Here is a 21,622-nt window from a genome sequence, read left to right as displayed (position 1 = left end):
AAGAAAATTATGGGCGATTAGCACAGGGGTAGCGCGCTTCCTTCACACGGAAGAGGCCACTGGTTCGAACCCAGTATCGCCCATTCGTAAGCATTCAGCCGTCAGCCGTGAGCTAAAGGCTCACGCTACGCGAACAGCCGTCAGTTTTGTGGCACAGGCTTGACCGCTGTGACATAACTTCTGACCTGTTTTATTCAAATGATAGCTCCTAGTTTAAGCCTTGGTAATTTCTGGCAAACACCGGAAGCTGCCGACTAGGATGCAGGTTCAGGATTAATTTCCTACGTTGATTTGGTCATGACACCCAGGGATGAACTCCAGTCCCTGGCTCTGTCGCTAACCATTAAGGTGAAGGCAAATGTGTGGTTAGCCTAATAAGCCTTTTCAACATTACCGAGGAACACATTACCGATATTGAGGCATTTAACGATGCAAAATTACGTATTCGTCATTGACACAAACAAGCAACCATTAAACCCGATTTCCCCAAAGAAAGCCCGCCGGTTATTAGACAAAGGTAAAGCTGCGGTTTTTAGGATGTACCCATTTACAATCATCTTGAAAACAGCGATCAACGATCCAACTATCTCACCTTGTCAAATCAAGATTGACCCTGGCAGCAAGTTCACCGGATTTGCTTTAGTCCAAAACGACCAAGTTATTTGGGGGATGGAATTGGAACACAGGGGAGGACTGATCAAGAAAAAACTAGAGGCGAGAAGCGCTGTTAGACGTGGGAGACGTAATCGTCATACTCGTTACAGAAAACCTAGATTCCTTAACCGTAAACGTCCAGAGGGTTGGCTTTCCCCCAGTTTAGAGCACAGGGTTCTAACTATTAAAACCTGGGTTAAACGGCTGATTAAGTTTTGCCCGGTTAGCGAGATTTGGGTCGAAAGAGTTAAGTTTGACACCCAAAAAATGCAGAATCCTGAAATTAGTGGTATTGAATACCAGCAAGGGGAACTAGCTGGCTACGAAGTAAGAGAGTATTTACTTGAAAAGTGGGGCAGAGAATGCGCCTATTGTGGCAAGCAAAATATCCCTTTACAGATTGAGCACATTCACCCAAAATCAAAAAGTGGGAGCGACCGAGTCAGCAATCTTTGTCTGGCTTGCGAGAAATGTAATCAACGGAAAGGGAACAGACCTATAGAGGAATTCCTCAAGAAGAAACCCAGTCTACTACAGAAAATAAAAAACAAGGCGCTTTCGCCATTAAGGGATGCTGCCGCAGTAAATATGACTCGGAACAAGGTAGTAAAGGTGCTCAAGAAAATTTTGCCTGTGGTCACTGGAACTGGTGCTATGACCAAGTACAACCGAACAAGATTGGGTTTATCTAAAAAGCACTGGGTTGATGCGGCCTGTGTCGGTAATATTGAAACTTTAGTGGTAAGAACCTCTCAACCACTGTTAGTTGTCTGCTTTGGACAAGGAGGAAGACAGAAAGCAGCACTTAACAAATACGGCTATCCAACTAGGCATAACCCATTGAAGCCGATTAAAGGTTGGGCTACTGGCGACATAGCCAAACACCAGAAAATAGGAATAGGCAAAGTAACTCCCAGAAGCAAAGGAAGTTTCGGATTTACTCCACTAGGAACAAAAGGCTACAAGAGTTGCAAGCCTCAAGACATATCAGTCATACACAGGAAGGATGGATATACTTACAGTTTTTGCTAGTATCTGCCGGGTTAACCCTCGGAATAATCGTCCTAGACATTCCTGATAGCTGATAGCTGATAGCTGATAGCTGATAGCTGATAGCTGATAGCTGACTACTGACTACTTACACTCAAACAGTTAACCAAAACGAAAGGTCTCGTTGAATCAAATCTTGGAGTTTGAGGATATCATCACGATAAAATTCCAGCAACTTTTGCCGTTCCTCTTTAGAAAGAGCAGCTTTTTTATTATCAGTTGAGTTCATTTTGATTAGCGCCGAACGAACAGTTTGCCTCACCTCCAGCGGAACGATGTACTTTAGTCCAGAAGCCACCATAGTTCTGAAGGTATTTTGTTTCCGCAACAGATCATTAACCAATTTTAATTTAGGAACTTGAGCCACTTGAGCTTTTTTGGATACATCCGGGATAAACGTTTCATCTACTCCAATGAATCGATACATATCCTGGAGCAAAGCCACAGGATTTTTACATAAATCATCGTAGAGATAAACTTTGATTTTATCTCGATTAAACTTTTCCAAAAAATGCGTCAATTGAGCAGTGTAGAGTCCTTTTTTTAAGGTAAATGACCCCTTAGATCGAAACTTAAGCTGTTCCGATAAAGGTTGAACCTTACCCGCTACATCCGTCGCTTCCCGAACATGCATTAAATAATCCGAATAAGCTCGGTCTATGGGATTTCGGAGAATAGCAATTAGTTTAACGTCGGGCAAATAACGCAATATTAGCTCAGAAGATGATTTATAATGAAACAAATAATTAGGCGATGCTTCACCAATCGCTATTTCATCCTTCACGCCTTGGAAAAGTTTACAATATTTTTCAAAGGTATCAATTCGATTTTTGTTAGGAGTTATTAAGTCTGAAGGTAATTTTTCCCAATCTTTCTCCAAAAAATTGGTTTCCTTAACCGGACTCATATAAACTTGAGGGTGTTGCGTTAAGTAGTTATAAATAGAAGTTGTTCCTGCCTTCTGCACACCTATAATTAAAAAAGTCGGTAATTTCATTTGATTTCTGGGGGGAATAGGGAATAGGGAATAGGGAATCGGGAATCGGGAATCGGGAATCGGGAATCGGGAATCGGGAATCGGGAATCGGGAATCGGGAATCGGGGAAGAGGGGGGAGTGTGGGGAGATGGGGAGGTGTGGGGAGATGGGGAGGTAGCGGTAACCCACCTTCTTCAAATTTCGCCCCTGACTAGTGAGGCTTTGTATAGCAGAAGTCAGAAGTCAGAAGTCAGAAGTCACAAGTCAAACTCTTGCGCTTACTTAGGTTTGAGACTTTTGTCATGTCCGCGCCTGCCCTGGCGACTGCTATAATTAGCTGATCTGGCAAACCGCTATAAGTGCCTACTCAGATAATACCCACGTTTAAAGTGGATATCACCAAACGTCACCAAGAAACTATAGCAGAAGTCAGAAGTCAGAAGTCAAACTCTTGCGCTTACTTAGGTTTGAGACTTTTGTCATGTCCGCGCCTGCCCTGGCGACTGCTATACTATCAATAAATAACTATATAGCACTAACCATTAATATTAGGACATTGTCTTGATGCAGTCGCTCATGGGGGAAACCCCCAAGACCGCGCTACATCGCTCCTAAATTCTGAAACTTAGTCATAGCTTACTTCTGACTTCTAACTTCTGACTTGCGGACTTGCGCGTAGCGCTATAGCACTGAGGGCAGGGAGTAGGGAGTAGGGAGTAGTGTCACAAGCCTCAACAGTAACTATAGCAGTTCCTAACTTTGGGGAGATGGGGAGATGGGGAGATGGGAAACATTTTTATAGGGTACGAGGTACATTAAATTTTCTTACCCCTACTCCCGACTCCCGACTCCCGACTCCCGACTCCCGACTCCCGACTCCCGACTCCCTACTCCCTACTCCCTACTCCGTTAATGTAAATTAGTTACTCGCTTCAACCCAGCAGAGTTCTGGTCGTACTCGTCTAGGTCAACGGAAATCGGCTCAACATTCCAGATGTTCTGACCATACTCCCGAATCGTGCGGTCTGAAGAGAATTTGCCCATATTCGCCGCATTGATAATCGACATGCGAGTCCAGTGATGCTGATCCCGATAGGCAAGGCTTACTTGCTTCTGGGTATTCACATAGGACTGGTAGTCTGCCAAAAGCAGGTACTGATCGTCATACAGTAGGGAATCCACAAGTGGCTTAAACAGGTCGGGATTACGGGGATAGAAGTACCTAGAGCCAATCTGATCGATTACCTGCTTGAGGTCTTTATTGTTGTTATAGTATTCTTGTGGGTTATATCCCCCAGCTTTGAGAGCGTATACTTCCTCAGTAGTTAGACCAAACAGGAAAAAGTTGTCTGCTCCTACCTCTTCTCGGATTTCAATATTAGCACCATCCAAGGTACCAATCGTTAACGCTCCATTCATGGCAAATTTCATATTGCCAGTTCCAGAGGCTTCCTTGCCAGCAGTGGAGATTTGCTCTGAAAGGTCTGCTGCTGGGTAAACCTGCTCTCCGAGGGAAACCGAAAAGCCTTCTAAGAAAACTACCTTTATGCGATCGCTTACATCAGGGTCATCATTGATAATCTCTGCTACTGAGTTGATCAACTTAATCACCAGTTTAGCCAAGTAGTAACCCGGTGCTGCTTTGCCAGCGAAAATAAAGGTTCGGGGCAAGATATCGATAGAGGGATTCTCCTTGATCTGGTTGTAGAGAGTAATGATATGGAGTACATTCAGCAACTGACGCTTGTACTCGTGAATCCGCTTTACTTGGACATCAAACAGGGAATTGGGATCAACCTTAATACTGTTGTGCAGCAGAATATAATCCGCGAGGTTTTGCTTGTGCAGCTGCTTAATCTTGCGCCAGCGATCGCAAAACTCAGCATCAGTAACAAACTGCTCTAACTGTTTGAGCTGGTCTAGATCAGTAACCCAAGCCTCCCCAATTTTCTCAGTAATCAGTTCCGACAGTTGAGGATTACTCAGCAATAGCCACCGACGGGGTGTGACCCCATTGGTCATATTAATAAACTTATTTGGCCACAATTCGTAGAAATCTCGGAGCACATCCTTCTTCAGCAATTCTGTATGCAGTGCCGCCACCCCATTAATAGCATGGCTACCTACGCAGGCTAAATGTGCCATCCGCACAGACTTTTCGGGTCCCTCCTCAATCAAGGACATTCGTCTGAGCCGGTCATTATCACCTGGATACTTGAGACGCACATTATCCAAGAAGCGACGGTTGATTTCATAGATAATCTCTAAGTTCCTCGGTAAGAGTCTCTCAAATAGGCTAATTGGCCAGCGTTCCAAAGCCTCTGCTAGCAAAGTATGATTAGTATAACCAAAAGTGTTCCTAGTGATATACCAAGCTCGATTCCAGCTCAATTTGTACTTATCCAAGAACAACCGCATCAGCTCCGCCACCCCAATCGATGGGTGAGTGTCATTGAGCTGAATCGCAATTTTCTCATGGAACAGGTCAAAATTACTATTAGTTCGTCGATAATTATTAATAATGTCCTGAAGAGAACAGCTAACAAAGAAATACTGCTGCTCCAGCCGTAGTTGCTTCCCTTGGGAAGTATTATCATTGGGATACAGAACTTTCGAGATATTCTCAGAATAGATCTTTTCAGTAACAGAACCGGTATAGTCGCCGCTGTCGAATACCTGAAAATCAAATTCTTCACTAGCACCAGCACGCCACAGACGCAGGGTATTGACCGTATTTTTCTTGTAACCAGGCACTGGTATATCGTAGGGAGTACCCAAAACCTTCCACTCGGGAATCCAACGTACCCGATACCGCCCTTCCTCATCCTTGTAGGATTCTGTCTTACCCCCGAAATTCACCTCAACGGTTAATTCTGGGCGTCGGATTTCCCAAGGGTTGCCGAACCGTAGCCACTTGTCAGGACGTTCAACTTGACCACCGTCAATGATCCGCTGGTCAAAGATACCGAATTCATAACGGATGCCATACCCAACAGCAGGAATTTCTAAAGTTGCCAGGGAGTCCAGGAAACAAGCAGCCAAGCGTCCTAAACCGCCATTTCCTAGACCAGGCTCAGCTTCCAGGATTTTCAGGTCATCTAGCTCCAGCCCAGATTCGTGGAGAGCTTGGCTGAGCCGATCATATATCCCCAAGTTCAGCAAGTTGTTAGTGAGCTGGCGACCCATCAAAAACTCTGCTGACAGGTAATATACTGTCTTAGCATTTTTTCTAGTATAGGTTTCTAAGGTTTTAATCCACCGCTGAAGTAGCCGGTCTCTTACCGTATAAGCCAGAGCCATATAGTAATCGTAGGGTGTAGCCAAAAACTGATTTTTGCCCTGGATATAATAAAGATTATCAGCAAAGGCTCGCTTAAGGGTTTCCACCGACATACCTGTACGGTCATCTTCTACCTTAACCTTGATTTGTTGTGTGAGGTTGGTAGGTTCCTTCATAGTACTGGCTCATCCTGACCAAAAACTTGTCACTCCATTATGAATTCTCTTTCGCCAGAGAGTAAGCATGGTCAGTGGCTGCTCCCATTAACCCCAAGGGCTTAAGTATCTGACCCCATTGACAACTGCCAGTAAGCATTCAGCTATCAGCTATCAGCTATCAGCTATCAGCTATCAGCTATCAGCTATCAGCTAATGCGCACGCTACGGGAGGTGCTTTTGAATAAGCGATGCAGCGCGGTCTTGGGGAGGTAGCGCGGTCTTGGGGGTTCCCCCCATGAGCGACTGCCGTGGTTTCCCCCACTCGCTATTGCATCAAGACAACAGGTCAGCATTCGAATAATGCTGAGTTATGTCACAGCGTTGAAGCCTGTGCCACAAACATTAAGCCTGTGCCACAAAGCTGTTCGCGTAGCGTGAGCTTTTAGCTGACGGCTGACGGCTGACGGCTGACAGCTGACGGCTGAATGCTTACAGTATGTTACCCTAATAAAAATGTCACAACCTCGCTCCAATGACACCGGAATGGGAAGCCCTAATCGTTGGCATTAACCGTTATCCAGAATACACCAACTTTAACGACCTGACCGTTGCGGCATTAGATGGGAAAAATGTCGCTCAACGATTAGAGCAGTATGGCTATGAACCGTTTCGGATTCAGGACTTACCCCTTGGGTTGACCCAAAAAGGAGGAGGGGGACCATCGAGCACAGGAATAGTAAAATTAGAGGAATTAAGGTCAGCAGTCGCTAATCTGTTTAATCCTCCACCTCCCAACCAACCTCCAGAAACCGCCCTATTCTTCTTTTCAGGCCATGGCTGTAGACAAGAGGTGGATGGTATTGAGGAAGTTTTCTTAGTGACTAGTGATGCCTTTCCTGATGTGGGAATTTATGGCTATCCTCTGCGGGAATTAGGTGAGCAAATCGCAACTAGCCCAGTGAAACAGGTAGTGATTTGGTTAGATTGTTGCTACAGTGGCGAGTTACTAAGCTTGCTCCCATTTATCCCAACTGATAAAGCTTACTGCTTGATTACTGCTACTCGTTCCTTTGAACCGGGAGTAGAAATTAGCCATGAACAAGGAGTATTTACCAAGGAGTTACTGGCAGGGTTGAATCCGGAAAATCACCCGGATGGTATTGTTAATAGTCATAATTTGGCCTTGTTTATTGAGCAGCGGATGTCAAGGACTGGACAACGTCCTTTAATCGCTAACTCTGAACAAGCCATTCTACTGACTACCCAGTTTCCCAAACCCAGCTTTCAGGATAAGTGCCCCTACCGGTCTCTGTCTTATTTTACCGATAAACCAGAGGATGCTCTGGTGTTTCACGGTCGCTCTAAGTTGACCCAGCAGTTAATTGAGCGAGTTAGAAATAAAGACCGTCTGCTGGTAGTGTTAGGGGCTTCCGGTAGTGGTAAATCTTCCTTAATCAGGGCGGGTTTATTGTATCAGCTGAAGTTAGGGCAGGCTATTCCCGGAAGCGATCGCTGGCATTATCTGGAACCTTTTACTCCTCAAAAAACACCAAAGCAAAGGTTACAGGAGGTGCTGGAAAAGGGAAAGCTTTTAGATAAAAATGGAGAGGGTGTGGCTGATTCTGGTTATGATTCTGCCCCCCTAGCCCCCCAATTTTGGGGGGAACAAAACTTTCAAAGTCCCCCAAAGTTGGGGGATTTAGGGGGCTTTCCCCTCAGCAACGCCCAGCCAGAGAATTGTGGGGAACAAAACTTTCAAAGTCCCCCAAAGTTGGGGGATTTAGGGGGCTTTCCCCTCAGCAACGCCCAGCCAGAGAATTCTAGTCTTACTCCGGTGGTCATGATTATTGACCAGTTTGAAGAGTGCTTCACTATGAGTCAACCTGACCAAAGGCTGGAATTCTTTAACAGTTTAATTGAATTATTAGAGCAGAAAGACAATCTAATTGTGTTAATCGCCATGCGCTCTGACTTTCGGGGGCGGTCGCGAAAGTATCCTCAATTTGTTGAAAAGATTAATAGACCATTAATTAATGTTGACCACTTGAACCGTCAGGAAATTGAAGAAGCGATCGCACTACCGGCGGAATTAGTAGGATTAGGGATTGAAGGGAGATTAAAACAGCAACTGATTAACGATGTCGAAGATTATCCAGGCAGCCTGCCCTTGCTCCAATATACTCTGACGGAATTATGGAAACAGTCAAGACAGCAGCAGGAAAGGTTTTTACGGTTAGAAACTTATCAACAGTTAGGGGGAATTCAGGGAACTCTAGAAAAGAGAGCCAATCAGGTATTTGATAGTCTCTCAGCGGAAGAACAAAGTGTGGCTAGGCGTTTGTTGTTGGAATTAACTCAAGTGGGAGATACTCTCGATACCCGTAGACGAGTACGCCTGGGTGAATTAGTCAATTCTCACCACAGTTTAGAACTGCTCGATGCTGTTAGCCAGAAGTTAGCCAGTTCAGAGAACCGCTTGATTACTAGAAGTCATCAAGAAAATTCCCAGGATGTGGTTTTGGATGTAGTTCATGAAGCCTTGATTCGCCACTGGGGAAAGTTGCTGGAGTGGAAGCAGATTTACACAGAAGCTATGGTGATCGAACGGAAGCTGGAAGCGGCGGCAGAAGAATGGATGGAAAAGGGAAAAAGACGTGATGATGCCGGTGTACTCTTGCAAGGGGGGAGGTTAGTAGAAGCCCAGGAGTATTTAAAAAATTATGGCAAGTTGGGGATGTTGAATGGGCTAGCCGAGAAGTATATTCAGGTAAGCCATCAGAAGCACAAGCAAATCACCCGTAACCGCAGGTTAGTGGCGGGAGCGTTTATTGGAGTGTTGGTGTTGGGGACAGTTGTTTCAACTAAACAGGCCAGAAAGGCAGAAGAAAGTGAAATTAAAGCCCTGAGTCAACTTTCAGAACTCTTGTTTAGCTCAAAGCAACCCTTTGATGCTTTAAAAGAGAGTTTAAGGGCAGTAAGAAAACTCAACAAGGCGCATTGGGTAAAAGGTGATACTAGAATACAAGTGATCGCTAGTTTACGACAATCTCTCTATGGAGTGAAAGAATTTAATAGCCTAGACGAACATAGCGATCCTGTCACTAGCGTGGCCTTTAGCCCAGATGGCATGACTATCGCTTCTGCTAGTGCAGACAACACGGTCAAACTGTGGAATCACCAAGGCAAACCACTGCACACCCTCACCGGACATAGCCAACCTGTCATTAGCGTGGCCTTTAGCCCAGATGGCCAAACTATTGCTTCTGCTAGTGGGGACAGGACGGTGAAACTGTGGAATCTCCAAGGCAAACTACTGCACACCCTCACCGGACATAGCTACCCTGTCAAAAGCGTGGCCTTTAGCTATGATGGCATGACCATCGCTACTGCTACTTTTGAGGGCACCGTGAAACTGTGGAATCACCAAGGCCAACTACTGCACACCCTCACTGGATATCGCGATCCTTTCGATTTTGTCATTATCGTCGCCTTTAGCCCAGATGGCCAGACTATCGCTACTGCTAGTGATATCGGTACTGCTAGTGATGAGTACACCGTGAAACTGTGGAATCTACAAGGCAAACACCTGCACACCCTCACTGGACATAGCGAACCTGTCACTAGCGTCACCTTTAGCCCAGACGGCCAGACTATCGCTTCTGCTAGTGATGACAACACGGTGAAACTGTGGAATCTCCAAGGCAAACACCTGCACACCCTCACTGGACATAGCGAAGATGTCAATAGCGTGGCCTTTAGCTATGATGGCATGACTATCGCTTCTGGTAGTTCTGACAACACCGTGAAACTGTGGAATCTCCAAGGCAAACACCTTCACACCCTCACTGGACATAGCGAAGATGTCATTAGCGTTACCTTTAGGCCAGATGGCATGACTATCGCTTCTGGTAGTTTCGACAACACGGTGAAACTGTGGAATCTCCAAGGCAAACCCCTGCACACCCTCAAAGGCCATAGCGCACCTGTCATTAGCGTTACCTTTAGGCCAGATGGCATGACTATCGCTTCTGGTAGTTATGACAACACGGTGAAACTGTGGAATCCCCAAGGCAAACCCCTGCACACCCTCAAAGGCCATAGCGCACCTGTCACTAGCGTGGCCTTTAGCCGAGATGGCATGACTATCGCTTCTGGTAGTCATGACAACACCGTGAAACTGTGGAATCACCAAGGCAAACCCCTGCACACCCTCAAAGGCCATAGCGCAACTGTCACTAGCGTGGCCTTTAGCCGAGATGGCCAGACTATTGCTTCTGGTAGTTTGGACAACACGGTGAAACTGTGGAATCTCCAAGGCAAACCCCTGCACACCCTCACTGGACATAGGAATGGTCTCACTAGCGTGGCCTTTAGCTATGATGGCCAGACTATCGCTTCTGGTAGTTTGGACAACACGGTGAAACTGTGGAATCTCCAAGGCAAACCCCTGCACACCCTCAAAGGCCATAGCGCAACTGTCACTAGCGTGGCCTTTAGCTATGATGGTCAGACTATCGCTACTGCTAGTTATGACAACACGGTGAAACTGTGGAATCTCCAAGGCAAACCCCTGCACACCCTCACTGGACATAGGAATGGTCTCACTAGCGTGGCCTTTAGCTATGATGGCCAGACTATCGCTTCTGCTAGTGATGACAACACGGTGAAACTGTGGAATCCCCAAGGCAAACCCCTGCACACCCTCACTGGACATAGCGATGATGTCAATAGCGTCACCTTTAGCCCAGATGGCCAGACTATCGCTTCTGCTAGTGATGACAACACCGTGAAACTGTGGAATCTCGATTTAGATGATTTAGTCGCAAAGAGTTGTGATTGGCTCGAGGATTACCTAGTTTCTCATCAAGAGGAAACAGAATTAAGGAAAATTTGTCGTATGTAGGGGAGTCGGTAGATCGGGGAGAATTAGAAAGACTTGAGCAGAAACAGATTCAATGGGTCTTGACTAATCTCTTTGACATAGGACTCACTGAGATAGGAAGCATATTGGGGTTGTTTAGCAATATAGGTTTTGAAAAAAGCGGTACTAAGTGCCATCAGGTAAGGACGAGCGATAGCAGGATCTGGCCCAATCAATTCAGGTGGAACCGGTAAGACACCCTCTCCTGCCCCACCCAGGTAGGAAAAGTGAGTACCTGCTTCTGTCACCACTAGATAGTTTTCTGGGGTAGTTAGCCAGCTGAAGGGGGTAATTTGTTGTTCTACAGGTGGCGCAAAGAGGTCTCTGATACTAGAGACCATCATGACCGGAACCTGAATTTGTGACATCCCGGCTTCACCAAAGATCGGGTTGCTGAGCGGATTAACAGCAATCACGGCTTTTACCCGTTCGTCTCCCAAATTATAGTCTTCTGGGGGTAGTTGAGTACCTCGACACTGGAGTAGCAAGGATACATCCAAGGATGAATTGTTCTGTCGAGCAGTATCACAGTCACTAGTAAGCTGTTCAAAATTGAGTTTAGCCCCTCCTAGAGCAAGAACAGTATAGCCTCCGAAGGATTGACCAATTACTCCCACCTCTTCTAGATTGAGCCTGCCAAACTTACTCGGGTCAGAATTAGCTTTAGCGGAAAGTTCATCTAACAAATACTTTACATCCAAAGGACGATGGATGATCGCAGTAGGATTGAGGGGAGTTGCGAAGCCAGCAAAGATTCGATTAATGCGTTCGGAACTAGTACCAATATGCTCCGGTACCGCAACCGCAAAGCCGTAAGATGCTAAATGTTTCGCTAGATAGGCAAAGGTATTGCGGTCAGAAGCCAAACCATGGGAAATAACCAGAGTTGGAATCGAGCCTGCTATTGCTCCTTGGTCTGAAGACCTAGGTAGATAAATATCAACGGGAAACGAAGCTTGACGCTCAGAGTTATAAACCTCAAAGGTTTCTTTACGCCAACCTATTCCTCCAGAATTCCTGAGATCTGGCTGTGCTGATAAATCAAACGATGTTGAGCCTTCTCCCTGTATTTTTGCCTGATTTTTAACGGCACTAAATACAACATTATTTCCCACAAATAGCCGTGATAGCTCATCAGTAACATCAGAAATTAGTTCCACATCCAGGTAAATAGTTTCTAGGGAAAATTTACGCAATACATTAATAACGCTCAAGCCTTCTGGATCAGAAGCTGCCGAAATTAAAGCACCCCGCAAGGGATAGAAACCATTGCGATTAAAATCTGCTTTTATTACATTTCCCAATCGGCGCAGTAAGGTTTTGCCCACCGGTAAGCGAGTGAACAAATAAACATATCTCGGAGAAATATTAAATCGACTATTTAGTAGAATCCGCAGTGCTGCTAATTGTGTTGGTGTAGCAAAGTTGGCATAATAGGCAAATTGCCGCGTCATTGTGCCATCTTTAGCAAAGATTTCCAAGTCTTCAATCCCAATATTAAATTGTCCAAAGGGAGAAATGAAGAAAGTAATTCGCTCTGCTCCTAGGGCAGGAATTGCACTGAAGGTCGATACTAGACTCAAGCCTAGGGATAGGGAAAAGCGAGTTAACCACTGGCGCAGTGGGTTAGAATGAATGGATTGGGTGCTCACTTTAGCTGCTCGGGAAAGACCAGGGGAGTTGGTAATAGTTAAGGGAAAAGCTGTGACAATATCATTAAACATCTACAAAGCTCTCAAGTAAGCATTCAGCGAACAGCGATTAGCGCTACGCGCACGCTACTTGAGGTGCTATCAGCTTTTGAATAAAACAAGTAAGCATTGGTTTAATCTCTGTTAGGTCAGCTGACGGCTGACGGCTGACGGCTGACGGCTGACGGCTGAATGCTTACGCTCTCAAGACCACACTGAAACTGAACAACCAACACAAAACCCTGATGGCACAACATGCTGGTTATCCTAGATGGGTCTACAACTGGGGACTAGCCATTTAGCAATAAGCATACCATAAAGGTCATTATAATAGTTAACAAGTAAGCTATCAGCTCTCAGCTCTCAGCTCTCAGCTCATGCGCTACGCGCACGCTACGCGAACAGCTTTGAGCTTTGAGCTTTTAAATAAAACAAGTAAGCTTCGTTTAATCTTTGTTACGTCAGCTGAATGCTGACGGCTGACGGCTGACGGCTGACGGCTGACGGCTGACGGCTGACGGCTGACGGCTGACGGCTGACGTTAACAACTAAAACAGATAAATCCTCGGATATAACAAGGTTAATAGTAATGGGTTTACAAGAAAGACTATTTCGGCGATTTCAAAAACAGGAAAAACCAGAGGATACCCAATCCCTCGACCAGACCTTAGAACAAAAACCCCCTGGGCGAATTCAGTCACTACTGAGCAAATTACCCAAACCAGGAACTCTTAAGGATACCCTAGTAAGGCTAAGGAATCCAGAACCAAGCAACACTGACAAAATTAGAGGCAAAATTACAGGAATACTCAGCAAATTTCAAAAATCTACCACTAAACAAGATACCCCCAAACGGTCGGAAAACTCAGCAGCAAGCAATCCTGGTAAGATTAGAACACTACTGGAAAAATTACAAAAAAATATCTCCCCCAATGACATCCAGAAAATTGACCAGAGCCTGGATCAGATGAACCGGGGGAGGATAAAAGAAATATTTCACAAATTGCTCCAAAAGACCAAGCCAGAAGACATCGAAAAAATTGACCAGAACTTAGAACGGATGAACCGGGGACCAATTAAAGAAATTTGGCCGAAAATTCAAGCTTTAGCTAAAATGGTCCGGGACCCTAATGCGGCTTGGAAGGGAAAAGCTTTAGCGATCGCAGCCTTAATCTATTTAATATCCCCCTTTGATGCTGTGCCAGACGTAATTCCCGTAGCTGGATTAGCCGATGATGCAGCCCTAATCATTGCCGTAGTTTCCACCCTAGCTCAGGAACTAGAAAATTATATGGGAAGACAGGCAGAAAAGATGGCCGAGATACAAGTCCGCAAGTACAATCGGATTGTCAGAATCAGTTTAATCGGCAGCATTGCAGCAGCCATTATCGCTATTTTGGTAAAATATATCCTAAGTCAGACATCATGATTAACCTCTATTCCTGGTACCGAATTACCCTATTTATTCTGACTACCTATGGTTTAATACAGCTAATTATTACTCTGCTCAAGTACAAGCCATACTATGAAAAAGTTCCAGGGTTTATGAAAAAATACTTTCTTGAGCGCGGCAGCCTAGTTTTAGGGAAAAAGCTCAACGAAAGTCGTCATGATTTAATCATAAATGGCTTACTATTGCTTGTATTAGTAATGTTAAACATTATTCTATGGATTTTTTAACAAGATAGGGGGAGTTTGAGGGGGCGAAATTCTCCCTATCTTGTTAAATCGGGGATGAAATCCGACGCGGCGAATTAATTCGCCGTATAATAATAGAGATAGCTCGCGGCTGTGAAGTCGGAGTTAGTTCCTCATAATTCAATTGGTGACAATTTTTTCAAGGTACGCCGGGACTCGGCGAAACCCAAGCAATACCCCGGTATAGATTATTCCCAGCGATTTGCTAATATTTTTAGCTGGTCAATTGTGCATCCTCTAAGCCAAACATCATCCATTTCCGCTCTTTCCCCTAAGAGGAATCTTAATCTACTGTTCCAGATGTATTCATCTATATAACAGGAATATATCATCCTAGCTGTATTACCTTGAATTTTAGAGCGTGCATGAACTAGACGGTGGTTATCAATGATAACTATGTTTCCTGGTTCAAGTTTCATTTGAACATTAAATCTGTCTTGTTTAATTAAATCTATAAAACTACCGTAAGCTTCAATAAATTTCTTGATTTGTATTCCAGAATAATCTGAAGTAAATCCTGAAAAGCTTCTTGAGTGAATTCTTATAATCTCTGGTTCGCCAAAGCCATTTGTAACAATTATGTTGGTTAATGTATGGGTATCCCAAGAGTAAAGAGAATGCTCAATGCTACTATCTTCTTGATGAGAGCGCAAGCGTCGTCTTGCTAAGTTTACCAAGTATGTTGAAAGAATATTATAAGCCTCTTTGTGTGTTTCTTTCAATTCAGATGCAGCTTTAAACCCATCGCAGAAGTAATTTATGGGAGGCTCTCCTTCAAGTTTTTTACAGGCAAGAAATGCTATTTTGGGCGGTAAATCATAATAAGGAGCATCGGTATGATACTCAAGAGTTCCACCAGTATATGCTTTATCTAGGCTTATGTTATTAGGTTTTGGTTCTATTACGTTAATATCTGTAGGGTGGAATCTTCTCCGTAACACACCGACTTTCTTAGTAATTTTGTCAAGTTTTTCCTCTAGATCATCTGGACTTACACCTTTAATTTTTACTATACCAAACTTATCTAAGTCACTAATCCACTGATTGGATTCAATTGCCTCATCGTATGAATGTTCTAGGATACTAAATGAGTTAGACCATTGAACTTTCTCCTCGAAAGCCGGTAAAGAATACGATATAGTAGCATCTTGAGCACGTAACCAAGAAGCATCGATTTCCTCTATACCACTTCCTAAATCAATCAAAATTTTATTGTTGCTTAGTTGAACTTTATCCACAGCAACTTCTTGAAATGTATTATATATTGGGCAGTCAGTATATTCATATGAGTCAGCAGAAAATTTTTTACTGCTTCGTGTGGACATTTGTAACCAATTCACGTCAAATGAACTCTGGCAATTATCCTGCCAAACTATTTCTACATTTTTACCAGATAATGATACAGATTTAACTTGGAATTCTTTCTTTAGGACTTTGTTCATGTTAGTTTTTTTTTCAACAACGAGTAACATTGTGTCTCTTTAACCGGGAAACATCCCCTTTTTGCACATAACACTTTCAATTATGCTTTGAAACCCTATTATTCTCGTTAGTTTGAGAGATGGATTTGCCAAATTGGAGATGCATTATGTGTTTTGATGCACCCAGCTCCCATGACTCAACCAAAGTGACAATGGGACTGGGTTTTAAATATTCAGTTTGAGTGCCCCAAGATTAAGCAAGGGGATATCATTTATTAGATTACCATTGATGGTCAAAGAAATAGGCCTCTTCCGTACCTGAGTTCGATATAAGGGAATGGCACTTAGTTAAGCGCGATCGTCAGCCATTATCCAGGGTAAGCTCATCTAATTTGGTATAAAATATAACTGAAAAAAATCTAGTTAAACCAATTTTTCTGAAGATTGAAAAAAATTGAGGTATAAATCAGTACATATGTTCTACTTAAGCGGAACTTTCAAGGTATTTTGAACAAGAAAGAAGAAACCATTGCGATGACGATTAGGATTTTTCAGATTTCTCAAATCACATTCTCACTCCTCTCGAGATTATTGAGAATAAATAGTTATTATTGACATTGACGCAGGCTATTTTAGGTTTGTGATACTATCAAAAAACTTTTATCTGTAGTTTATGATACGAATTTAGATGAGCTTACCCTGCTTGCCCGCCCCCCTTAATAAAGGCAGGGCTGTTTCAAAGTTTAATAAGTTAACGATTTGGGGAGATAGGGGGATAGGGGGATAGGGGGATAGGTAAATAAACTAAAATTTCCCGAAAAATCCGCCAATTTAGTCATTAAAATCTGACAAATTAGCCGGCTTCAATCAACTCAAACAACTCAAATGACTAACAATTCGTGATTCGGCCAAAGAGGATGGTTAGATAAATTTGGCCAAAATCCCGACTATTCGCGCCATTATTCTCCCCATCTCCCCATCTCCCCACCCCCCTTACTAAGGGGGGATAGGGGGGATTCCCCATCTATTTTTGGCGAGAATGAAACAGCCCTGCCGCGCGGAAGGGGGGTTAGGGGGGATTCCTAAAGCCATTGCGCGTAGCGCTATAACTGATAACTGATAGCTGATTAGCCTGTTTCTATCTATTCCCAGGAATCTAAATCTAGAGCTTTGGAACCACCTCGCTCTAACTGAAGCAACACGTTACCGAGTTGTGACCAAACTAGCCCACTAATAAATAAGGTCATAGGTATGGAGATTGAGTAACACAGCCAATAGGGCAAGGCAAAAATTCCTAACCCAGACGCTAGAAACAGGCAAATCCCAGCAGCAATTCCCAGAAATGGGAGCAGTAACTGGATTCCTTTAATTTCAGCCAGGGTTTGACTGGATTTGGTCTTATACCATTCCTGTACTTTTTCTTTGAGTGTAGCTTCAAAAGCTAGCCCACAGGTAATCCCAGCAAACAAACCAAAAATTAACAAAAAATACGGTGGATCTGGCCAAAAATTATACACAAATAACTCCTAATCTTCATGCTTTTAGTGCCTTTGAAGATTATTACAAAAAATGACACTTTATCCAATAGCAAAGGGAACAGGGAATAGGGAATAGGGAATAGGGAGTAGGGACTTCGGAGCAGGGACTTCGGAGCAGGGACTTCGGAGCAGGGAATATGGTATCAAAAATTATCACAATCCTGTTTTATTCAATAGTTCCGCATTAGCTGAATGCTGATCTCTGAATGCTGTTCGTGTAGCGTGCGGGTAGCGCATTAGCTGAATGGTTACTATAATATTAGAATTTCCTAGGGTGGGTGAGGCAGGCCAATGATTTTTATCCGCGCTTTAACCCACCAAATTATTTGACATCCTCCCTCGTTAAATCAGAGATTATAACGTTCGCCTAGGGGCTCCTAGGTCGCTGGGATTCCCAAACCTCACGATCTGGGTTTACTGCTTCTCAAGCACTTATCTAGGTTGTTACCAACCCCGGACAGCCCGCCTACACAGTCAATTTTTTCCACGATCTGCCCGACCGCAGTGATACCACGTTGACAAATCACTTTTGCAGCTGCAACATTTCTGTTAATCTCGTACTGGCATTCGGGGCATTTGTGGATACGTTCAGACAAGTTTTTTTTGCCTGTATGTGTGCCACAATTCGGACAAATTTGACTGGCAAATCTGTAGTCAACCTTGTCCAAATATACCCCTCGTTTCCAACAAACCCAAGCCAGGATATTGAAGAACTGACCAAAACTTGCATCAAGAGTATGTTTACCTAACATTCCTTTTGCCCAAGTTCTAAAATCTAAGTCCTCAACAAATATCATGCCAGCTTGGTCACACAGATGATGTGCTAACTTGAAGTGAAAATCTTTTCGAGTATCTGAGATTTTTTGATGAAGTCTGGCGATTTTGTGGTTGAGTTTATGTTTATTTGCCGACCCTTTTTTCTTGAATTTTAATCTACGTTGTAGCAATTTCAGCTTACTGTGTAGTTCACTCAAGAATCTAGGGCGTTCTATTAACTCATTATCAGAAGTTGCTAAAAACTTATCTAAGCCAACATCAATTCCCAGGGGATGACCCCATGCTGGCGTATCAGGAATACTGACTTCACTTTGTAAAGACAACATTGCAAAATAGCCGCTAGCCCGTCTAACTATCCTGACTTGTTTGATTTTAAACCCCTCTGGAATTGGTCGCGACAATCTCATCCTTACCAATCCAATCTGCGGAAGTTTAATCCAATCATTAACAACTGGATTAGCCTTGAACTGAGGAAAGACAAAAGAACGCATTCGATTATTTTTAAATCGAGGGAAACCGTATCCTCTTAATTTCATATTGTTAAATGCTCGTTCTAAAGTCTTCAAGACTTGCTGTAAAACTTGAGCATTAGTTTTCTTGAGCTGGGGATTGTTCTTCTTAGCTTTAGTTAGATTACCGGCTTGTAATTTATAGCTGGGATATGGTGCATCTACTGGAATTATATATTCTTGTTGTAATGAACAACAGTTAACTAAACATTTCCTACTTTTGTACCAGTCTTTTCTTTCCCTCAAAGCATAATTCCATACTTTTCTACAGACCGTCAACATATCTTGAATGATGGCGATTTGTTCTTGGGAGGGGATTAACTTGTATTCGTAGGTTAGTGTAATCATACCTCCATTGTATCATGATTATATCTGGATTTACCACTCAGCTAGATTGTTTTATACCAAGGTTAATGTCTGTTTTTTTGTTTGGTGGCAATTCATCTCCCGCTAACCCTGGCAGGGCTGTAACATTGCTCAATTTTTTGGTTTCCTGAACCTCCCGAGTGGCAAAAGTTTCGCGCCTGTTTTTCTAAAACTAAACCCAATAGTAGAAAAAAACGGCGATTTGCGTGACCTTAAGGGGCTTTTAAGCCCTCACCCATGAATTTTAGTCCGACTATGAAACAGCCCTGGCTAACCCTGGGGGTATAACGGGAGTCCTCTTGCTCCATTTAAGATAGCGGTTGGCAACCGGCGCTAATTACAATAACAACAAGTAGTCAATAGTCAGTAGTAAGTAATCATGATCAGGAATATTGTTGTAGGCCAGTTGCTCTGACATACTATTTGGTACTAACAGCAGGAGCTTTGGGTAAAATAGCCCCAATCCCATCACTGGAAATAGTACTTAGTGCATTCAAAGCTACATTGAATAAACGTTCTGGTGGTAAATCATCTTTGACTAAGTTCCACAGACTCTGAATTTCGGCTCCATGGAGTTGGTCATCTTCGGTTAACGCTAACAACAGTTCACGTCGCAAAAACTGACCTTCCTCAGACAAGAGATACTGCAAACCAAGTTGAGCGGTTGGTAGCAAATCAAAGTTCTGATCAGAGCGAGCGATCGCAATCATATTTTCCAGTCGTTCCCACTGGAATTTACCGTCTTTGAACAACACCTCAATCAAACGCCGCCGCATTTGTGGGGTTTCACCGGTAAGCAGACGCTGAGCTACATAGGGGTAGGAAACCTCGACAATTTTGAAATTCGGATCTAAGGTCAGTGCCAGTCCTTCCTGAGTCACCAGAGAACGGATAATTAAGGAAAACTTGGCTGGTACCCGGAAAGGATAGTCGTACATCAACTCTGAGAACTGATCGGTGATCGTCTTGAAGTTGAAATCCCCGACACTTTCACCAATTGCTTCTCCCAACACAGCTTCTAAGGCTGGGATAATCGGCTGGATATCTGTGTTGGGTGCTAAGAAACCTAATTTAACAAAAGCCTGGGCTAATGATTGATAATCTTTATTAATTAGATCAACGACACAGCTGACAATGGTTTCTTTGGTGTCCTGATCTAACTGATCCATCATACCAAAGTCAATATAGCCCATGCGTCCATCCCGAAGGGCAAATAAGTTACCTGGATGAGGATCAGCATGGAAAAAGCCATGCTCTAACAACTGACGCAAACCAGAGGTGACACCAGTTTTAATCAAGCTGGCGGTGTCTAGTCCTAAGGCTTGAATACGTTCTGTGTCTGTTAACTTGAAACCATCAATCCACTCTAGGGTGAGGACACGGATACTGCTGTAGCGCCAGTATATTGCTGGAACCTTCACAGTAGGGTCGTCTTGGAAGTTCAGAGCAAATCGTTCGGCATTGCGACCTTCATTGAGATAATTAATTTCCTCAAAGAGCTTAGTACCAAATTCATCTACAATCAAAGTTAGGTCATGACCGAGATTGAGTGGTAACCAGGGGGCAATCCAGCTAGCTGCCCACCGCATCAAATAAAGATCTAGGGTGAGGATAGGGCGTAAATTAGGACGTTGTACCTTAACCGCAACCTCTTCACCCGTGTGAAGTTTAGCCCGATAGACTTGACCGAGACTAGCGGCTGCTACAGGTCTTGGGGAAATTTGGCTAAACAGTTTTTGGATGGAGCGCCCTAACTCTTGCTCGATTATGGACAATGCGATCGCATTGTCAAAGGGAGGTAGCTGGTCTTGTAGTTTGATCAGTTCATCTAGAAAATCTTGCCGAATCAAGTCAGGGCGGGTGGAAAGAGCTTGTCCGACTTTAATAAAGGTTGGACCGAGGTTAGTCAGAAGTTTCCGCAGCTGTGTGGCTCGTTTTAACTTATTCTGCTCAGTCCGGTTGAGCCATTGGTCTAACTTAAGACTAAAAACAAAGCTAGCGAAACCCCAGACAATCCTCAGGCAACGCCAAATCACTACCCAAGGTCTGGAACGGTAGTAGCGGGCGATCGCTTGTGGATCATAGCACCTTTGGGGTTCATTAGACCGCTGTTCAGGAGATACAAGTTGATGCTGACTCACGCTGAGTATAGGCCTCTCTAAGAAATTTATAGTTTTTTATCTATCTTTTGCTTTTTATTAAATAAGTATACACAAATACATATACAATAATTCGGTGTTTAAGTCCAATAGTTCATGTAGGGTGGGCAGTGGATCAGACAGATAATGAAGCTTGCAAACCACGTTGGTAGGCACTGCCCACCCTACGATTAATGACAATGGTGCAAGATCTCAGTTTAAGTCCAATCGAGGGCTTAGGACAGGTTTTGCCACCAGGACAATTGAGAGTCCCATAGAAAGCTACACCAGAAACTTGCCCATTTCCTGAACTTCCGATCGTCAATTATGGTCAATTGAGTAGATTACGCTCCAAATCACTGACCAGTAAAAATCACCCCCTCATCCCCTAATTCCCTGATCTGGTCATTTTCAAAGGAACTGGTCACAAATTTCTGCCAAGGT

The 21,622-nt window shown here is 43.8% G+C and carries 16 protein-coding genes and 1 tRNA gene; 6 read left to right on the top strand and 11 right to left on the bottom strand.

Features of this window, described 5'->3' with window-relative positions; genetic code table 11:
• Nucleotides 1-11: 11 nt before the first annotated feature.
• Together F6J90_RS27960 and iscB are read left to right on the top strand one after the other, a co-directional pair.
• Nucleotides 12-83: transfer RNA gene (locus F6J90_RS27960), tRNA-Val, on the top strand.
• Between the two features lie 346 nt (nt 84-429).
• Nucleotides 430-1,686: an RNA-guided endonuclease IscB gene (gene iscB / locus F6J90_RS27955; protein ID WP_293101174.1), complete on the top strand. Its 1,257-nt coding sequence runs from the start codon at nt 430-432 to the stop codon at nt 1,684-1,686.
• A 112-nt stretch (nt 1,687-1,798) separates the two neighbouring features.
• Here iscB and F6J90_RS27950 read toward each other — a convergent pair whose 3' ends face one another.
• Both F6J90_RS27950 and F6J90_RS27945 read right to left on the bottom strand, forming a co-directional pair.
• Nucleotides 1,799-2,701, bottom strand: coding sequence for a sulfotransferase (locus tag F6J90_RS27950; RefSeq protein ID WP_293101171.1), 903 nt, complete (start codon nt 2,699-2,701; stop codon nt 1,799-1,801).
• Nucleotides 2,640-2,879: a hypothetical protein gene (locus F6J90_RS27945; RefSeq protein ID WP_293101168.1), complete on the bottom strand. Its 240-nt coding sequence runs from the start codon at nt 2,877-2,879 to the stop codon at nt 2,640-2,642. Before F6J90_RS27945 ends, F6J90_RS27950 begins: the two co-directional genes overlap by 62 nt.
• Before the next feature lie 521 nt (nt 2,880-3,400).
• Here F6J90_RS27945 and F6J90_RS27940 point away from each other — a divergent pair.
• The gene (locus F6J90_RS27940) at nt 3,401-3,604 is read left to right on the top strand and encodes a hypothetical protein (protein ID WP_293101165.1); all 204 of its coding nucleotides are present in this window, start codon (nt 3,401-3,403) and stop codon (nt 3,602-3,604) included.
• Here F6J90_RS27940 and F6J90_RS27935 read toward each other — a convergent pair.
• The 3 genes from F6J90_RS27935 to F6J90_RS27925 all read right to left on the bottom strand — a co-directional run bounded on the left by F6J90_RS27935 (nt 3,591) and on the right by F6J90_RS27925 (nt 6,658).
• Nucleotides 3,591-6,137, bottom strand: a complete 2,547-nt coding sequence (locus tag F6J90_RS27935) for a glycogen/starch/alpha-glucan phosphorylase (protein ID WP_293101162.1) — start codon at nt 6,135-6,137, stop codon at nt 3,591-3,593. The two genes, F6J90_RS27940 and F6J90_RS27935, sit on opposite strands and share 14 nt — an antisense overlap.
• Nucleotides 6,138-6,318: 181 nt before the next feature.
• Nucleotides 6,319-6,441 carry a hypothetical protein gene (locus tag F6J90_RS27930; protein WP_293101160.1) on the bottom strand — a complete coding sequence of 41 codons (123 nt, stop codon included), beginning with the start codon at nt 6,439-6,441 and terminating at the stop codon, nt 6,319-6,321.
• Nucleotides 6,442-6,487: 46 nt separating this feature from the next.
• Nucleotides 6,488-6,658: a hypothetical protein gene (locus F6J90_RS27925; RefSeq protein WP_293101157.1), complete on the bottom strand. Its 171-nt coding sequence runs from the start codon at nt 6,656-6,658 to the stop codon at nt 6,488-6,490.
• Here F6J90_RS27925 and F6J90_RS27920 point away from each other — a divergent pair.
• Entirely contained in the window at nt 6,652-11,022 is a 4,371-nt protein-coding gene (locus F6J90_RS27920; protein ID WP_293101155.1) for a caspase family protein, read from the top strand. The genes F6J90_RS27925 and F6J90_RS27920 overlap by 7 nt on opposite strands.
• Nucleotides 11,023-11,045: 23 nt before the next feature.
• Here F6J90_RS27920 and F6J90_RS27915 read toward each other — a convergent pair whose 3' ends face one another.
• Entirely contained in the window at nt 11,046-12,764 is a 1,719-nt protein-coding gene (locus F6J90_RS27915; RefSeq protein ID WP_293101152.1) for an alpha/beta hydrolase, read from the bottom strand.
• Between the two features lie 212 nt (nt 12,765-12,976).
• Between F6J90_RS27915 and F6J90_RS27910 the strand changes: the two genes are divergently transcribed.
• Nucleotides 12,977-13,033, top strand: coding sequence for a helix-turn-helix domain-containing protein (locus F6J90_RS27910; protein ID WP_293103230.1), 57 nt, complete (start codon nt 12,977-12,979; stop codon nt 13,031-13,033).
• Between the two features lie 287 nt (nt 13,034-13,320).
• Nucleotides 13,321-14,160 carry a YkvA family protein gene (locus F6J90_RS27905; protein WP_293101149.1) on the top strand — a complete coding sequence of 280 codons (840 nt, stop codon included), beginning with the start codon at nt 13,321-13,323 and terminating at the stop codon, nt 14,158-14,160.
• A gap of 457 nt (nt 14,161-14,617) precedes the next feature.
• Here the strand turns inward: F6J90_RS27905 and F6J90_RS27900 are convergent, their stop codons facing one another.
• From F6J90_RS27900 to F6J90_RS27880, 5 genes are all read right to left on the bottom strand, one after another.
• Nucleotides 14,618-15,901: a TauD/TfdA family dioxygenase gene (locus F6J90_RS27900; protein WP_293101146.1), complete on the bottom strand. Its 1,284-nt coding sequence runs from the start codon at nt 15,899-15,901 to the stop codon at nt 14,618-14,620.
• A gap of 1,091 nt (nt 15,902-16,992) precedes the next feature.
• Nucleotides 16,993-17,367 (bottom strand): hypothetical protein, encoded by a 375-nt coding sequence (locus F6J90_RS27895; protein ID WP_293101143.1) that lies wholly within the window; start codon nt 17,365-17,367, stop codon nt 16,993-16,995.
• A 43-nt stretch (nt 17,368-17,410) separates the two neighbouring features.
• Entirely contained in the window at nt 17,411-17,545 is a 135-nt protein-coding gene (locus F6J90_RS27890) for a hypothetical protein (RefSeq protein WP_293101140.1), read from the bottom strand.
• Nucleotides 17,546-17,789: 244 nt separating this feature from the next.
• The gene (locus F6J90_RS27885; RefSeq protein WP_293101137.1) at nt 17,790-19,022 is read right to left on the bottom strand and encodes a transposase; all 1,233 of its coding nucleotides are present in this window, start codon (nt 19,020-19,022) and stop codon (nt 17,790-17,792) included.
• A 437-nt stretch (nt 19,023-19,459) separates the two neighbouring features.
• Complete coding sequence (locus tag F6J90_RS27880) at nt 19,460-21,181, bottom strand: AarF/ABC1/UbiB kinase family protein (RefSeq protein ID WP_293101134.1); 1,722 nt, start codon at nt 21,179-21,181, stop codon at nt 19,460-19,462.
• Nucleotides 21,182-21,622: the final 441 nt, after the last annotated feature.

The organism is Moorena sp. SIOASIH (assembly GCF_010671925.1).
GTDB lineage: Bacteria > Cyanobacteriota > Cyanobacteriia > Cyanobacteriales > Coleofasciculaceae > Moorena.
The sequence above is the reverse complement of the archived record's forward strand: the minus strand, read 5'-3'. Positions and strand labels throughout refer to the sequence as shown.

Excerpts from the sequence above, each read along its gene's own strand:
- iscB (WP_293101174.1), top strand. The coding sequence starts at position 430 with ATGCAAAATTACGTATTCGTCATTGACACAAACAAGCAACCATTAAAC.
- F6J90_RS27950 (WP_293101171.1), bottom strand. The coding sequence starts at position 2,701 with ATGAAATTACCGACTTTTTTAATTATAGGTGTGCAGAAGGCAGGAACA.
- F6J90_RS27935 (WP_293101162.1), bottom strand. The coding sequence starts at position 6,137 with ATGAAGGAACCTACCAACCTCACACAACAAATCAAGGTTAAGGTAGAA.
- F6J90_RS27920 (WP_293101155.1), top strand. The coding sequence starts at position 6,652 with ATGACACCGGAATGGGAAGCCCTAATCGTTGGCATTAACCGTTATCCA.
- F6J90_RS27915 (WP_293101152.1), bottom strand. The coding sequence starts at position 12,764 with ATGTTTAATGATATTGTCACAGCTTTTCCCTTAACTATTACCAACTCC.
- F6J90_RS27905 (WP_293101149.1), top strand. The coding sequence starts at position 13,321 with ATGGGTTTACAAGAAAGACTATTTCGGCGATTTCAAAAACAGGAAAAA.
- F6J90_RS27900 (WP_293101146.1), bottom strand. The coding sequence starts at position 15,901 with ATGTTACTCGTTGTTGAAAAAAAAACTAACATGAACAAAGTCCTAAAG.
- F6J90_RS27885 (WP_293101137.1), bottom strand. The coding sequence starts at position 19,022 with ATGATTACACTAACCTACGAATACAAGTTAATCCCCTCCCAAGAACAA.